Source organism: Kluyvera ascorbata (assembly GCF_023195735.1).
In the GTDB taxonomy this organism is placed as follows: Bacteria; Pseudomonadota; Gammaproteobacteria; order Enterobacterales; family Enterobacteriaceae; genus Kluyvera; species Kluyvera ascorbata.
Genome location: NZ_CP096201.1, coordinates 4,352,965 through 4,368,989, shown reverse-complemented (window position 1 = coordinate 4,368,989; position 16,025 = coordinate 4,352,965). Strand labels below are relative to the sequence as shown.

The window sequence follows — 16,025 nt, the reverse complement described above, 5'->3', positions numbered from 1 at the left end:
GTCTTGCGATAAAAAAAAACACCTGTAAATATAACCAGTAACACCCGCCTAATCCAGTTAAAAAAAACGCACCTTGTATTAAGATCCGCTTCAAACCCTCAGATAAAACCCCCTCTCTCCATCAGCACCGTATTGACGATTATTTTATCGTTGTGGCAAAACTGTGGAATACTGTCACATAAAACCGTTACAAGGACTCAACGCATGACGACCGAACTGCTGGGACTCACTTGGGATAGCACTGTAGTTCCTGCCGTCCAGAATCCAGGCACCCGCGTAGCGCTGTTCACTTTCAAAACCCATATCGCCAGCTTTGTCTGGGATGCCGCGCAGCTGGAAAACAACCCGTACACCTTTGTCGAGGTGAAAACCCTTCTCGACGGCGTGACCGTGGGTGGGCATAAGGTCAGCGATACCGAACAGGTATTGAATCTGGCCGACAGCAGTAAAAAACTCATTGAGCTGGTGCAAACCGGGCGTTTTGCGCTGGATAAAAAAACCTTCACCTTGCTGCATAGCATTATCGCGCGTAACGAAGCGCTGGAATGGGGCGTCTTTCGTGGGGAAGGTGAGGAACTGCACTATAACGCTCGCGTCCATCTCGGGGAGCTGGGGACGCATTTCCCGCCAGCAACCGAAGCGGGTGCACCAGAGCTGAACCGCATTTTTGCCGAGGGCGTTAGCCAGATTAAAGCGCTGCCGCCGTTCGAAGGCGGGCTGGCGATGTTCCTGTTCGGTGCGTACTTCCAGTTCTTCTTCGACGGCAACAAACGCACTAGTCGCCATATGATGAATGGCTGGCTGATGATGCATGGCTATAATCCTATCAGCATTCCCGCTGCTCGCGCGCTGGAGTTCAACGGTAAAATGGTGCGTTTCTACCACAGTAAAGATGCCACCGAGATGATGGAATTTCTGGCCGACTGCTACACCCTATAACTCTGGCTCCATCGCCACCTTCACCGCCGTCCCCAGCTGCACCATCACCTCGCGGTGCTTGTCGATCGGCGGCAGCGCGCAGTTGATCCGCAAGCAGTTCCGGTATTTCCCCGACGCCGAAAACAGCGATCCCGGTGCCACCTGGATCTTCATCCGGCACAGCTGCTTCGCCACGCACACCATATCTACCTGCTCAGGCAGTTCCACCCACAGCATAAAACCGCCGGTTGGGCGGGTCACACAGATCCCGCAGGGGAAAAACTCGCGCAGCCAGCAGGTGTAGATCTCCATATTGCGCTGGTAGATCTGCCGCATCCGCCGGACGTGGCGGTGGTAATGGCCTTCACGGATAAAGTTCGAGGCGGCAAGCTGAGTCGACGGCACGTTGGTGCCGCTGGCGGCGTATTTCATTTGCAACAGCTTGTCGTAGTAGCGGCCGGGTGCTATCCAGCCAATGCGCAGGCCGGGGGCGATGGTTTTGGTAAACGAGCTGCACAGCATCACCCGGCCGTCGATATCCCACGAGTGGATGGTACGTGGGCGCGGGTAGTCGGTGGCCAGTTCGCCGTAAATATCGTCTTCAAAAATCACGATATCGTAGCGTTGGGCGAGGCTCAACACCGCGCGCTTACGGGCGTCGGGCATGATAAAGCCCTGCGGGTTGTTGCAGTTGGGGACGAGGATCACCCCTTTGATCGGCCACTGATCCAGCGCCAGTTCCAGCGCTTCGATGCTGATCCCGGTGTTGGGATCGGTGGGGATCTCAATGGCCTTCAGCCCTAAGCCGCGCAGCAGCTGCATGGTGCCGTAATAGGTTGGGGATTCCACGGCGATAATATCGCCCGGCTGGCATACCGACAGCAGCGCCAGCGACAGCGCGCTGTGGCAGCCGCTGGTGATGATCAGGTCGTTGGCGGTGACTACCGATCCGCCGTCGAGCATCAGGCGGGCGATCTGTTCGCGCAGCTCGCGGCGGCCGGCCAGCTCATCGTAGTTCAGCACCTCACTGAGATTGTGCTGCACCACGCGGCTCATCTCGCGCCACAGCGGTTTTAGGGTGGGTTGGGTGACGTCCGGTGAGCCGCCGCCGAAAGGAATGATCGACTTGTCGCTGCGGGCATCCAACATGTTCAGCACCTGATCCCACTGGGTGATCTCCACCGGGCGCTGTACCGGGCGTGACATTGGTGGCACCGGCGGCTGGGCTTTTTGCGGCGCGACGAAGTAGCCGGAGCGCGGCTGTGGGGTGATCAGCTGGCGCTGTTCCAGCGTCTGATAAGCCTGCTGTACGGTGCTGATGCTGACGCCGTGCTCCTGACTCAGGCTGCGCACGGAGGGCAGCTTTTCGCCGTGGCGATACAGCCCTTGTTCAATTCGCTCGGCCAGCAGGTTGGCCAGATGTTGGTAACGCGTCATTGCTGTATCCCCAGTGATCGCCATACAGATGAGAAAACCAGTACAGTCAGGCGATAAAAACCGCACGCAGATATCGTTTTAGCGAATCTGTATGTTAAAGAAAAGTATTTTTTGAATCTGTATTGCAGGACCGGAAATCCGCGAAGATAAAGCCTCTGGCAAGGTGAGGAGGTAAAGTATGGAATTTCACGAGAACCGGGCAAAACAGCCGTTTATCGGCTTTGTGCAACTGTGGCGCTTTATGAAAAAATGGTGGCATTTGCAGCAAACACGTCGTGTATTGCGGCGAATGAGCGATGAGCAGTTGAAAGACGTTGGGCTGCGCCGTGATGAAGTGGGTTAAAAATACGGGCGACGTGCCTGACACGTCGCCCGCCCGCGTTTTAGCTCAACATAAATTGCCATAAGATCCAGCCGCCGAAGCCGATCAATATGCCGCCAGCCGCCCGTTCAATTTTCCAGACCAGATTACCGAGCCGTCGCTGAACCTGCGGCAGCGCGATCAGTACGATCAACAGCAGATCCCAAAGCAGCACGACGCCGGTCATCCAGACTCCGCATACGGCCTGCTGTACCAGTGTGACATCCGGGCCGAGCAGCGCCGTCATCAGCGCCAGATAGAACAGCGCATTTTTCGGATTCAGCAGTGAAGAGCCCAGCCCCAGCAGCAGCTGTCGGGTGAGCGAGGGCAGCGCCGATGCGGTATGTTGCCACTCCCGTGTTCCGGCGCGGCTATTCAGCAGCTGGCGGCCCACCCAAAGCAGGTACGCGGCGCCCATTAGTTCGATACCGGTGAAAAGCAGCGGCGCCTGGCGCAGCAGCCCGGAGCCAATGACGACCAGCAGAATGTAGAACCCGTTTCCCGCCGCAATGCCAAGGCAAACGCCCACGCTGCCGCGCAGTCGAAAGCGTAGCGCGTAGCCTACCAACAGAAAGAAGTCCGGCCCCGGGCTGAGCAGCGCCATAAAGTGCGCGAGTGCCAGTGCGGGAAACGCGGGAGGGAAGAGTGTGGTGACCTGTTCCATAGCGACCTCAATAAAAAGCGTGAGGTCAGCGTAGGCCTGAAGAGGCGTTAATTATTGTCTGATATTGATCTACCCAGCGCGTACTGACGCGGCGTGGCGGCCGTGTAGCTGACGAAGGTTTTGTGGAAATGGCTCTGGTCGGCGAAGCCGCTCTGGTAGGCCACATCGGCAATCTCGTCCCCGGCGCGTAGCCGCACTTTGGCGTACTCCACGCGCGAGTTGTTAAGAAAACTGCCGGGCGTCAGGCCGGTATCCTGCTTGAACGTCCGGATTAAGGTCTCTTTACGCAGCGAGAAACGTGCGGCGAACGCATCAAGGGAGGGGGGAGAGACGGGGTTTGCCAGTAGCGCCTGCTGCAGATGTTGGCTGGTGGAACGCAGTTTTTCATCAACGCCAGTTCGCAGGGAAAGAGCGGATAACAGCGTTGTCAGCGCGTCGGCGGACATCTGCTCAACGACGGTGAGATACAGGCTGAACAGCGCATCGTTGCGAATGACCTGCCGGGCTAATGGCAGCGGCGTGTCGAGATAGAGCATATGGTAGCTGCGCGGCTTTCCTTGTATCGGGTTGCAGCTGTGCGGCGCGTTGGCGGGGATAACGATAAGGTCGCCGGGTGACAAAAGGTACTCCAGCCCGTCACAGACGCAGCGCGTTCCACCTTCGAGAATCGCCCCTATCGAGAGCTGCGGGTGACTGTGGCGCTTATAGGCCTGCGTGCTCTGCCAGGTGCTGCGTCGTTCAAGCCCCGGCAGTCGGGCGAAGGTCTGATGAATATCGCGTGGTGTGGTCATTCGCTTCCCCCGGCGGTTTTTTATTTTTATACCACATTAGGGGAAGGTGGGTGGAGATGTGTGAAAAATAAACGATTCGCTTTAGATCACATTAACGAATTTAATGTATCAAATAACTGGTATCAGACTCACAGTTCACGCTGAAATCATTCGCCTCATATAGATAAGTGTTGCTTCACAGCTAGTATCAACTCGCTAATCATACACCTGCAAGAGGATACAATGAAAAATACAAATCGTATGATCGTGAACTGTGTTGCTGCTTCCCTGATGTGTTCCTGGAGCCTTTCCGCGTTGGCGGCAGGTGCCCAGACCGAGGTCAAGATTGTTCGCGATGAATACGGCATGCCGCATATTTACGCCGATGATACCTATCGGCTGTTTTACGGCTATGGCTACGTGGTGGCGCAGGATCGCCTGTTCCAGATGGAGATGGCGCGGCGCAGCACGCAGGGCACGGTCTCTGAAGTCCTCGGCAAGTCGTTCGTCAGTTTTGATAAGGGGATTCGCCAGAACTACTGGCCGGATTCTATCCGGGCGCAAATTGCGGCGCTAGCACCGGAGGATAAGTCCATCCTTCAAGGCTATGCCGACGGCATGAACGCCTGGATTGATAAAGTGAACGCCAACCCCGGCACGCTGCTGCCAAAACCGTTTTCCACCTTTGGTTTTGCACCACAGCACTGGCAGCCTTTTGATGTAGCGATGGTTTTTGTCGGCACGATGGCGAACCGATTCTCTGACAGTACCAGCGAAATTGATAACCTGGCGCTGCTGACGGCGCTAAAAGACAAATACGGTAAGCAGCAGGGGATGGCGGTCTTTGACCAGTTAAAATGGCTGGTGAACCCTTCCGCGCCAACGACCATTTCCCCTAAGGAGAGCCACTATCCGCTCAAGTTCGACCTTAACAATACGCAAACGGCGGCCTTGCTCCCGCGCTACGACCTGCCGGCACCGATGCTCGACCGGCCGGCAAAAGGCGCAGACGGCGCACTGCTGGCGCTGACGGCGGGACAAAACCGCGAAACCATCGCCGCGCAGTTTGCGCAGAGCGGGGCCAACGGGCTGGCGGGCTACCCAACAACCAGCAACATGTGGGTGATCGGTAAAAACAAAGCGCAGGATGCAAAAGCCATTATGGTTAACGGCCCGCAGTTCGGCTGGTATGCGCCTGCTTATACCTACGGCATTGGCCTGCACGGCGCGGGCTACGACGTCACTGGCAATACGCCGTTTGCTTATCCTGGCCTGGTGTTTGGTCACAACGGCACGATTTCCTGGGGTTCTACCGCTGGTTTCGGCGATGATGTCGACATCTTTGCCGAAAAGTTGTCGAAAGATAAGCCGGACTATTATCAGCATAACGGCCAGTGGGTGAAAATGCTCAGCCGCGAAGAGACCATTAAGGTCAAAGACGGCCAGTCGGAGACCTTTACCGTCTGGCGCACCCTGCACGGAAATGTGATGAAAACCGACCCTGCCACACAAACGGCCTACGCTAAGGCGCGCGCGTGGGAAGGCAAAGAGGTGGCATCGCTGCTGGCGTGGACTCACCAGATGAAAGCCAAAAACTGGCAGGAGTGGACGCAGCAGGCGGCAAAACAGGCGCTGACCATCAACTGGTACTACGCCGACGTGAACGGCAATATCGGCTACGTGCATACCGGCGCGTATCCTGACCGCCAGCCGGGCCACGACCCGCGCCTGCCGGTGCCCGGCACCGGAAAGTGGGACTGGAAGGGGCTGCTCTCTTTTGAATTGAACCCGAAAGTGTATAACCCGCAGTCGGGCTATATCGCCAACTGGAACAACTCACCGCAAAAAGATTATCCGGCATCCGATCTGTTTGCCTTCCTGTGGGGTGGCGCGGATCGCGTGACCGAGATTGACCGCATTCTTGATAAGCAGCCGCGCTTTACCGCCGATCAGGCCTGGGATGTGATCCGCAAAACCAGCCGACAGGATCTGAACCTGCGGCTCTTCCTGCCGACGCTCAAGGACGCGACGGCGGGCCTGCCGGTGAGCGACCCGCGTCGCCAGCTGGTGGATAAACTAACCGGCTGGGATGGCAGCAACCTGCTCAACGAAGGCGGTAAAACCTATCAGCAGCCAGGCTCGGCGATTCTCAACGCCTGGCTGACCAGTATGCTGAAACGCACGGTTGTGACGGCGGTACCGAAGCCGTTCGGTGACTGGTACAGCGCCAGCGGCTATGAGACGACGCAGGACGGGCCAACCGGCTCGCTGAACATCAGCGTAGGGGCGAAGATCCTTTACGAAGCGCTGCAGGGCGAGAAGTCGCCGATTCCGCAGGCGGTCGATCTGTTTGGCGGAAAACCGCAGCACGAGGTGGTGCTGGCGGCGCTGGACGATGCCTGGCAGACGCTGTCAAAGCGCTACGGCAACGACCTGAACGGCTGGAAAACGCCGGCGATGGCGCTGACCTTCCGGGCCAATAACTTCTTCGGCGTGCCGCAGGCGGCAGCGGATGAAGCGCGTCATCAGGCGGAATACCAGAACCGCGGCACGGAAAATGACATGATCGTGTTCTCGCCGTCGGCCAGCAAAAGCCCGGTGCTTGCCTGGGACGTGGTCGCGCCGGGTCAAAGCGGGTTTATTGCCCCGGACGGCAAGGCGGATAAGCACTATGACGATCAGCTAAAAATGTATGAAACCTTCGGGCGTAAATCGCTGTGGTTAACCCCGCAAGAGGTGGAGTCGCATAAGGAATCGCAGGAAGTGTTACAGGTGAAACGGTAATTTCTTCCTGTCATCCCCCGTTTTGTCCGGCGGGGGATGACTATTCGGAAACCTCCGTTTATACCCAACTTTACGTCCGCAGCCAGCCAGATTGACTACCCTTAATACCCTAAGCGGTAAAAACAAGGAGATTCACGATGGCTTACCAGACAGTTAATCCTGCCACTAACCAGCTTATCAAAGCATACCCTTCTCATACCGACGCGGACGTTGAAGCGGCGCTGAAAGCGGCCGATGCGCTCTACCATTCCGACTGGGCAAAAGGGGATATCGACCAGCGCCTGCCGGTACTCCACAAATTAGCCGATTTGATAGATGCCCGCGTTGAGGAGCTGGCGAAGATTGCCAGCCAGGAGATGGGCAAACTGATCGCCCAAAGTCGCGGCGAGGTGAAACTGTGCGCGCAAATTGCCCGCTACTATGCCGACAACGCGAAGCAGTTTCTCGCGCCGGTGAAGTACAAATCCGAGCTCGGCGAGGCCTGGGTCGAACATCATCCTATCGGCGTGCTGATGGCCGTTGAGCCGTGGAATTTCCCTTATTACCAGCTGATGCGCGTGCTGGCCCCGAACCTGGCAGCAGGTAACCCGGTGCTGGCGAAGCACGCCAGCATTGTGCCGCACTGCGCAGAGGTCTTTGCGCACCTGGTGCGTGAAGCGGGTGCACCGGAAGGGGCGTGGGCGAATCTGTACATCTCGCAGGATCAGGTGGCCAACATTATTGCCGACGACCGCGTGCAGGGTGCAGCGCTGACCGGCTCCGAAAAAGCGGGCAGCGTGGTGGCGGCACAGGCGGCGAAGCACATTAAGAAATCGACCCTTGAGCTGGGCGGTAACGATGTCTTCGTGGTGCTGGACGATGCCAACCTCGATAAAGCGGTGAAAATCGGCGTCAATGCCCGCCTTAACAACGCCGGGCAGGTCTGTACCGCGGCAAAACGTTTTGTGCTGCATGAGAAAATTGCCGATGCTTTCCTGAGCAAGTTTACCGAAGCGTTTAAGCAGGCAAAAATTGGCGACCCGCTGGATGAAAGCACCACGCTTGGCCCGCTGTCGTCAAAAGACGCGCTGGAGACGCTGACCAAACAGGTCAACGAAGCAGTGAAAAACGGCGCGAAGCTACATCTCGGCGGTAAGCCGGTGCAGCGTGACGGCAGCTTCTTCGAGCCCACCATCCTGACCCACATTTCCCGCGATAACCCGGCGTATTTCGAAGAGTTCTTCGGCCCTGTCGCGCAGATTTACGTGGTGAAGAGCGATGATGAAGCGGTAGCTCTGGCCAATGATTCCCACTACGGGCTGGGCGGCGCGGTCTTTAGCCAGGATATTGAACGGGCGAAGAAAATGGCCTCGCGCATTGAGACCGGGATGGTGTACATCAACTGGCTCACCGATACCGCGGCTGAACTGCCGTTTGGCGGAGTGAAGCGTTCCGGCTACGGGCGCGAGCTGTCGGATCTGGGGATCAAAGAGTTTGTGAACCAGAAGCTGGTGGTAGTGCGCCAATAGCGGCAGCCATAAAAAAACCTGCCATCTGGCAGGTTTTTTTGGGAAGTGGGTAACGTTAGAAGTTTACGCCGCCGCCAATGTAAGCGCCGTCAATCAGCGTGTGGTTTGGACGGCCGTCTTTGCCGTCAACGCTGACGTGGCGATAGCCCACTTTCAGAGTGACCAGTGAAATTGGCGACCAGCTTACGCCACCGTTGGCTTCAACGTAGTTTTTCACGCTGTTGTTCAGGCCTTCCGGCGCGGCATAGCCTTCGCCAAAGACGTGGATGTTGTCGGTCAGGGCTACGCTAACGCCGCCGCCGATAGGGAACGCCACGCCGTTATCGCCTTTTTTCGGGCCGATGTAGATAGCTTTCGCGCCTGCGTTCAGCATCACTGGGCCGACTTCCAGGTTATAGCCTGCGCCCACGCCGCCGGTCTGGGTGCCGTCGTCGGTGTTTTTCAGCCAGTTGCTTTCTGCGTACAGGCCGGATGAGGATTTACCCATTTCCAGATTCAGGTTGGTAAAGTTTTTACCCTGCTCAAGGCTACCGCCCATCGCCAGTGCGGAACCGGATACGGCGGTCAGAGCGGATAGGAGCAGGATATTAAGCTTTTTCATGGTTTATTCCTCGTCATAAAATTAATCTGATGACACCTTAACAAGTGGATTTTACTTCTGCAAATGTGACTCATGTCGATTTTTAATACTGGAATTGTAGTGGGCATGGTGTTTTTTTGTTGCCTGTATGTTTGTTTTTACCAGCGTCAATGATTAGCGTTTTGATGTTTAGCGCCCGTTTAGTTTTTGGCTAAACGTACCTTGAACGGAGCGGGGGATATTGGTTGGCAGTGAATTAATTGTCTTTCTAATAGTTTCCGAAAGCATTCCGATTGTCATGAATAAAAATGGATATTTACATTTCTACGCATTTAATTACCCCCTTCCGGGCGGAGGGGGCGTGATTCAGGCAGGGCTACGGGCTATTTTTTCAGGCTGGCGAATGCCGCGCGAATTTCTGCTTCCGGCAGTTGAATGCCAATAAACACCAGCGTGCTGTGCGGCACTTCATCGCCCCACGGCCTGTCCCAGTCGGCGCTGTACAGACGCTGTACGCCCTGGAACAGCAGGCGGTTCGGTTCGCCGTCAATCCACAGCATCCCTTTGTAGCGCAGCAGCTTGTCGGCGAAGTCCAGCAGCAGGTTTTCCATCACCCGGGAGACGTCGCTGATATCCACCGGGTAATCCAGTTCGACCACAATCGACGACACGTCGTTTTGCTGGTCGGCCATAAAGTGGAAACGCGGCTTCGAGGTGACGTTCTCTTCCAGCATAAAGCCGTTGGTGTTGAACAGCAGATTCAGGTCGATATCGCCGTGGGTGACGGTGTAAATCGGCGCGCGGGCGTTGATGCGGGCCAGACGCTCGCGCAGCTTTTCGGCCTCACCGGCGACGTCGGTTTTGGTCAGCAGAATACGGTCGGCGTAGCCAACCTGCGACTGGGCAATGGTGAACTGGTTCATCTGCTCGTCGGCGTGCACCGCGTCGACCAGCGCAATTACGCCATCCAGCAGATAGCGTTCACACAGCACCTCGTGGGAGAAAAAGGTCTGGATGATGGGGCCGGGGTCGGCCATACCGGTGCATTCAATCACCAGGCGGTCGAAACTGATGTTGCCCTGGTCGAGGTTATCGAGCAGGTCTAACAGCGCGTCTTCCAGCTCGTTAGAGCGGGTGCAGCAGATGCAGCCGTTGGTCAGGGTTTTAATCTGCGTGGCGCGGTCGCCAATTAGCTGATCGTCGACGGAGACTTCGCCGAATTCGTTTTCAATCACGGCAATTTTAAAGCCGTGCTGTTCATTGAGGATGTGGCGCAGCAGGGTGGTTTTGCCCGCGCCGAGGAAACCGGTAAGTAGGGTAACTGCAATCGGTGCCATGATGTCTCCTTTAACAGCAGCGCATGCCGCCTTTTCCATCGCCGCCGTAGCGCGCCTGCTGGCGCTCGCGGAAGAACTCTTCGTAGGTCATGTACGGTTTATCCGGATGGTTGGTCTGCATATGTTCGACGTAGTTGTCGTAATCCGGAATGCCAATCAGCATTTTTGCCGCCTGACCGAGATATTTTTTAGCTTGCCCTAAGTTACCAAACATAGACCATCCTGATAAGACAAAGCCCGACGAGGTTCTCTCTATCGGGCTGGGGAACTCGTTTTCCCTCACCCTGGCCCTCTCCCGGAGGGAGAGGGAGGGTTTGGTGGATTAGTGGTGTGAAGAGGTCTTCACGCCGCCTTCCGGTACCGGCACATACGGCGTTTCTTTGTCGGTACGTTTATCGCTATTGCGCACCTGCATCCAGGTTTTGAAACCGTAGAAGATGATGCTGTACACCACCACCAGGAACAGAATACTCAGGCCTGCGTTGGTGTAGTTGTTGATAACGATGTGGTTCATGTTGGCAATCTGCTGTGCAGTCAGTTCACCACCAGCAGCAATCTTCTCTTTGTACTGGCTAGCCATGAAGAAGAAGCCTTCCATCTGCGGGTTGGTGCTGAACAGTTTCAGGCCCAGCGCCCAGGTGGTGCAGATCAGCAGCCATACTGCCGGAATGATGGTCACCCACACGTACTTGCTGCGTTTCATCTTCACGAGGATGACGGTGCCGAGCACCAGCGCCACGGCGGCCAGCATCTGGTTAGAGATACCGAACAGCGGCCACAGGCTCTTCACGCCGCCCAGTGGGTCGACTACGCCTTGATACAGCAGATAACCCCACAGACCGACACAGCCCGCCGTCGCAACCACGCCAGCGACCAGCGAGTCGGTTTTCTTCAGGAACGGAACGAAGTTACCGAGCAAATCTTGCAGCATAAAGCGACCCGCACGGGTACCGGCGTCCAGCGCGGTGAGGATGAACAGCGCTTCGAACAGAATACCGAAGTGGTACCAGAAGCCCATATCCGCCCACGGCAGCACTTTGTGGAACACGTGCGCAATACCGACCGCCAGGGTTGGCGCGCCGCCTGCGCGGTTCAATACGGAAGGCTCGCCGATGTCTTTTGCGGTTTGCAGGATCTGCTCTGGCGAAATCACGAAGCCCCAGGAGCTGACGGTGGCGGCAGCGTGAATGGTCACATCTTTTAGCTGTGCGGCAATCAGCGCCGCGTTCTCGCCGCCCATCTCATGCAGGTTTGGCATGGTGATGCCGAGGCCCGCCGGAGGCGTGTTCATCGCGAAGTAGAGGCCCGGTTCGATGATGGACGCCGCAACCAGCGCCATAATCGCCACGAAGGACTCCATCAGCATCGCGCCATAACCAATCAGGCGCGCATCGTTTTCGTTCGCCAGCAGCTTCGGCGTGGTGCCGGAGGAGATCAGCGCGTGGAAGCCAGAAACGGCGCCACAGGCGATGGTGATAAACAGGAACGGGAACAGCGCGCCTTTCCACAGTGGACCGGTACCGTCGATGTACTGGGTCACGGCTGGCATTTTCAGATCCGGGTTGAGGATCACGATGCCGAGCGCCAGGCCAACGATAACGCCGATTTTCAGGAAGGTCGCGAGGTAGTCGCGTGGTGCCAGAATCAGCCATACCGGCAGCAGAGCAGAGATAAAGGCGTAGCCAATCAGCGCGAAGGTGATGGTGGTGTCTTTAAAGGTCAGCGCCGGGCCCCAGTACGGGTCGTGGGCAATCACGCCGCCGAAGTAGATAGAGGCGACCAGCAGCACGATACCCATCACCGACACTTCGCCGACGCGGCCCGGGCGGATAAAGCGCATGTAGATACCCATAAACAGCGCAATCGGCACGGTGGAGCAGACGGTAAACACGCCCCACGGGCTTTCTGCCAGGGCTTTCACCACGATCAGCGCCAGCACCGCCAGGATGATTATCATAATCAGGAAGCAGCCGAACAGGGCAATGGAGCCCGGCACGCGGCCCATCTCTTCTTTGACCATTTCGCCCAGTGACGAACCGTTACGGCGCGTGGAGATAAACAGCACCATAAAGTCCTGTACGGCACCCGCGAGCACCACGCCTGCCAGCAGCCAGAGGGTACCCGGCAGGTAGCCCATCTGCGCGGCGAGTACCGGCCCAACCAGCGGGCCTGCACCGGCGATAGCGGCGAAGTGGTGGCCGAACAGCACGTAGCGGTTGGTCGGCACGTAGTTCAGGCCATCGTTGTTAATGACCGCTGGCGTCGCGCGCGTGGGGTCGAGCTTCATCACCTTTTGGGCGATGTACAGACTGTAGTAGCGGTACGCCACCAGATAAACAGAAACCGACGCGACGACGATCCACAGGGCACTGACGTGCTCACCGCGGCGCAGGGCGACGACCGAGAGGCAAAATGCACCGATGATTCCGAGAATCACCCAGGGTATGTGCTTGAATAGCTTTTTCGTATCCATAGTAAAACCTGGTTCTAATAGGATGAATAATCAGCCGAAGCTGCCGTTGTTTTGAGTTTGGTTTGAGGAGGTATTGACCGTTATGCTGATGACAAGCTTGCCAGAGATACGCGCGCGTAAAGTTGGGTAAATGGGTGAGCGGTTGAAAGCGATGGCTAAGCGGTCAGAAATGACGGTGAGTGGTTTCTATCATGACGGGATAACGGTGAAAATGTGATGTATATCACTATGTTAAGCTGATTAAATTTCTCGCATCCGTCTACCCTATACGCCAGCCCTACAATATGGAGAACAACAATGACAACTATCAACATCGCGCTCAAGGATGCCTACCAACTGGCTTTCGACGTCCTCATTTCAAACGGGTTTTCAGCCCCTCATGCCGATGCCATTGCGCGCAACGTGACCGCGGGCGAGCGCGACGGCTGCGCTTCGCACGGCCTGTGGCGCCTGCTGGGCATTGTGGAAACCCTGCGTAAAGGTAAGGTGTCGCCGGATGCGGAGCCAACGGTCGTTGACCAGGCACCTGCAATCGTGAAGGCGGATGCCAACGGGGCGTATTCGCTTTGTGCCTATGAAAAGGCGCTGCCTCTCCTGATTGAAAAAGCCCGCCAGTGCGGGATTGCGGCGCTGGCGATTAACCGCTGCGTGCACTTCTCCGCGCTGTTTGCCGACGTGGAACCGCTGACCGACGTAGGGCTGGTGGGTTATGCCTGCACGCCAAGCCACGCGTGGGTGGCCCCGGCGGGCGGCACCCAGCCGCTGTTTGGCACCAACCCGATTGCGTTCGGCTGGCCGCGCGGCGAGAAGCCGCCGTTTATTTTTGATATGGCGACCAGCGCGGCGGCGCGCGGTGAGATTCAGCTGCATCAGCGGGCGGGAAAAGCGATTCCGCAAGGGTGGGGAATTGATAGCGACGGTCAGCCGACCACCGATCCACAGGCGGTGCTGGATGGGGCGATGTTGACCTTCGGCGGCCATAAGGGCTCGGCGCTGGCGGCGATGGTGGAGCTGTTTGCCGGTCCGCTGATTGGCGATATGACCAGCGCCGAATCGCTGGCGTGGGATAACGGCGCGGGCGGCCTGCCGTATGGCGGTGAGCTGATTCTGGCGCTGGACCCGCAGCGTTTTCTGGGCGGTGAGGCCCAGGCGCATCTGGCGCGCGCCGAGACGCTGTTTAGCGGCATGCAATCACAGGGCGCACGATTGCCGGGCGAGCGACGCTATCTGGCGCGTGAGCAAAGTGAGAAGCAGGGGCTGGAAGTGTCCCGCGGCCTGTACGATGAGATTTGCGCGCTGCGCAGATAACGAGTTTCCCCGGCGGCGCTCCGCTTGGCCGGGCTACCATGTTTCTGTAGCCCGGGCGAGGCGTTTACGCCGACCCCGGGGAATACCGACCACTGATGCAAAATCGTGCCACTACCCGTATTAATAGTCACAATTTCTATAAAGTTTTTCTTTTCCACGCCGAAAACTCGTTATTCGTCCGGAGGAAAGAGAAACATGTTAAAACGTATAAAAATCGTCACTAGCCTTGTGCTGGTTTTGGTGTTGTTTGGCCTGTTACAGCTGGCATCAGGGGGCCTGTTCTTTAACTCTTTAAAGCACGACAAAGAGAACTTCACCATTTTGCAAACCGTGCGTCAGCAGCAGTCAGGGCTGAATGGGAGCTGGGTGGCTTTGCTGCAAACCCGTAACACCCTGAACCGCGCCGGGATCCGATACATGATGGATCAGAACAATATCGGCAGCGGTTCCACCGTTGCTGAACTGATGCAGATTGCCACGAAATCGCTGTCAGAAGCGGAAAAACGCTGGGCTGAGTACGAAGCGATGCCGCGTGACCCGCGTCAAAGCGAAGCGGCGGCGCTGGAAATTCAGCGTAACTACGATATTTACCACGGCGCGCTGGCCGAGCTCATCAAACTGCTGGGCGCCGGTAAAATCAACGACTTCTTCGACCAGCCGACCCAGGGGTATCAGGACGGTTTTGAGAAGGCTTACGTCAACTACCTGCAGCAGAACGACAGCCTGTACGATCTGGCGGTCAACGACAGCAACGCCTCTTACACTCAGGCCATGTGGATCCTGTTCAGCGTGATGATCGCCGTGCTGGCGGTGATTATCTCCGTCTGGCTTGGCGTACGTAAAACGCTTATCGCACCACTGAATCGTTTAATCGACAGCATTCGCCACATTGCGGGCGGTGACCTGGTCAAACGCATCGACGTGGAAAGCGACAACGAAATGGGCGAGCTGGCACATTCTCTGCGCCATATGCAGGGCGAGCTGGCACGTACCGTGGGCGAAGTTCGTCAGGGGGCCGACGCGATTTACAGCGGCGCGAGCGAGATCGCCATGGGTAACAACGACCTTTCTTCACGTACCGAGCAGCAGGCGGCTTCTCTGGAGGAAACGGCAGCGAGTATGGAAGAGCTGACCGCTACCGTGAAGCAGAACGCCGAAAACGCCCGTCAGGCGAGTCATCTGGCGCTTAGCGCGTCGGAAACCGCGCAGAAGGGCGGAAAAGTAGTGGATAACGTGGTGCAAACCATGCGTGATATCACCGCCAGTTCGCAGAAAATTGCCGATATTATCAGCGTGATTGACGGCATTGCCTTCCAGACTAACATTCTGGCGCTGAACGCCGCGGTGGAAGCCGCACGCGCCGGTGAGCAGGGTCGCGGTTTTGCGGTGGTCGCAGGTGAAGTCCGTAACCTGGCGCAGCGCAGCGCCCAGGCAGCGCGGGAAATTAAGAGTCTGATTGAAGACTCGGTAAACCGCGTCGACCTCGGTTCTACGCTGGTAGAAAGCGCGGGCGAAACCATGGATGAAATCGTTAACGCGGTGACCCGCGTGACCGATATTATGGGCGAAATTGCTTCCGCATCGGATGAACAGAGCCGCGGTATCGACCAGGTGGGTCTGGCCGTATCGGAAATGGATCGTGTGACTCAGCAGAACGCCTCGCTGGTGGAAGAGTCTGCCGCCGCCGCCGCCGCGCTGGAAGAACAGGCCAGCCGACTGACTCAGGCGGTTGCCGTATTCCGTATCCAGCAAAGCCAGGCAAGCGCCGCACGCGAACCCGTCAGCGCGGTGAATGCGCCGGTAGCTGGCAGCCTGCGTAAAGCCGCAGCGACCGATACCGGGGAAAACTGGGAAACCTTCTGATATAACATGCGCCTCTGTCCGG

General features: G+C 57.2%; 13 protein-coding genes. 6 read left to right on the top strand and 7 right to left on the bottom strand.

Annotated features, from left to right (window positions below; all coding sequences use genetic code 11):
- The first annotated feature begins 204 nt into the window (after positions 1-204).
- The gene (locus MY052_RS20870) at positions 205-939 is read left to right on the top strand and encodes a Fic family protein (protein ID WP_248537779.1); all 735 of its coding nucleotides are present in this window, start codon (positions 205-207) and stop codon (positions 937-939) included.
- On the opposite strand, the gene MY052_RS20865 is transcribed toward MY052_RS20870, so the two are convergent.
- On the bottom strand, positions 934-2,355 hold the full coding sequence (locus tag MY052_RS20865; protein ID WP_248537777.1) for an aminotransferase-like domain-containing protein: 1,422 nt from the start codon (positions 2,353-2,355) through the stop codon (positions 934-936). The two genes, MY052_RS20870 and MY052_RS20865, sit on opposite strands and share 6 nt — an antisense overlap.
- Before the next feature lie 178 nt (positions 2,356-2,533).
- Here MY052_RS20865 and MY052_RS20860 point away from each other — a divergent pair, with 178 nt between their 5' ends.
- The gene (locus MY052_RS20860; RefSeq protein ID WP_072011371.1) at positions 2,534-2,698 is read left to right on the top strand and encodes a DUF1127 domain-containing protein; all 165 of its coding nucleotides are present in this window, start codon (positions 2,534-2,536) and stop codon (positions 2,696-2,698) included.
- Positions 2,699-2,738: 40 nt separating this feature from the next.
- Here MY052_RS20860 and MY052_RS20855 read toward each other — a convergent pair whose 3' ends face one another.
- Entirely contained in the window at positions 2,739-3,380 is a 642-nt protein-coding gene (locus tag MY052_RS20855; RefSeq protein ID WP_248537776.1) for a LysE family translocator, read from the bottom strand.
- A gap of 47 nt (positions 3,381-3,427) precedes the next feature.
- Positions 3,428-4,171 (bottom strand): helix-turn-helix transcriptional regulator, encoded by a 744-nt coding sequence (locus MY052_RS20850; RefSeq protein ID WP_248537775.1) that lies wholly within the window; start codon positions 4,169-4,171, stop codon positions 3,428-3,430.
- Positions 4,172-4,393: 222 nt separating this feature from the next.
- On the opposite strand from MY052_RS20850, the gene MY052_RS20845 reads away from it, so the two are divergent.
- A complete protein-coding gene (locus MY052_RS20845) occupies positions 4,394-6,934 on the top strand; it encodes a penicillin G acylase (protein WP_248537774.1) in 2,541 nt (846 codons plus the stop codon).
- Positions 6,935-7,071: 137 nt separating this feature from the next.
- Positions 7,072-8,442 (top strand): NAD-dependent succinate-semialdehyde dehydrogenase, encoded by a 1,371-nt coding sequence (locus tag MY052_RS20840; RefSeq protein ID WP_248537773.1) that lies wholly within the window; start codon positions 7,072-7,074, stop codon positions 8,440-8,442.
- Between the two features lie 55 nt (positions 8,443-8,497).
- Here the strand turns inward: MY052_RS20840 and MY052_RS20835 are convergent, their stop codons facing one another.
- The 4 genes from MY052_RS20835 to btsT form a co-directional block, all read right to left on the bottom strand.
- Positions 8,498-9,043 (bottom strand): YfaZ family outer membrane protein, encoded by a 546-nt coding sequence (locus tag MY052_RS20835; protein ID WP_248537772.1) that lies wholly within the window; start codon positions 9,041-9,043, stop codon positions 8,498-8,500.
- 362 nt (positions 9,044-9,405) lie between these two features.
- The gene (yjiA, locus tag MY052_RS20830) at positions 9,406-10,359 is read right to left on the bottom strand and encodes a GTPase (RefSeq protein ID WP_248537771.1); all 954 of its coding nucleotides are present in this window, start codon (positions 10,357-10,359) and stop codon (positions 9,406-9,408) included.
- Between the two features lie 10 nt (positions 10,360-10,369).
- Complete coding sequence (locus tag MY052_RS20825) at positions 10,370-10,573, bottom strand: YbdD/YjiX family protein (RefSeq protein ID WP_035893372.1); 204 nt, start codon at positions 10,571-10,573, stop codon at positions 10,370-10,372.
- 108 nt (positions 10,574-10,681) lie between these two features.
- The gene (gene btsT / locus MY052_RS20820) at positions 10,682-12,832 is read right to left on the bottom strand and encodes a pyruvate/proton symporter BtsT (RefSeq protein ID WP_035893371.1); all 2,151 of its coding nucleotides are present in this window, start codon (positions 12,830-12,832) and stop codon (positions 10,682-10,684) included.
- Between the two features lie 297 nt (positions 12,833-13,129).
- Between btsT and MY052_RS20815 the strand changes: the two genes are divergently transcribed.
- Positions 13,130-14,140 carry an Ldh family oxidoreductase gene (locus MY052_RS20815; RefSeq protein ID WP_248537770.1) on the top strand — a complete coding sequence of 337 codons (1,011 nt, stop codon included), beginning with the start codon at positions 13,130-13,132 and terminating at the stop codon, positions 14,138-14,140.
- 195 nt (positions 14,141-14,335) lie between these two features.
- Positions 14,336-16,003: a methyl-accepting chemotaxis protein gene (tsr, locus tag MY052_RS20810; RefSeq protein ID WP_035893368.1), complete on the top strand. Its 1,668-nt coding sequence runs from the start codon at positions 14,336-14,338 to the stop codon at positions 16,001-16,003.
- The last annotated feature ends 22 nt before the right edge of the window (positions 16,004-16,025 follow it).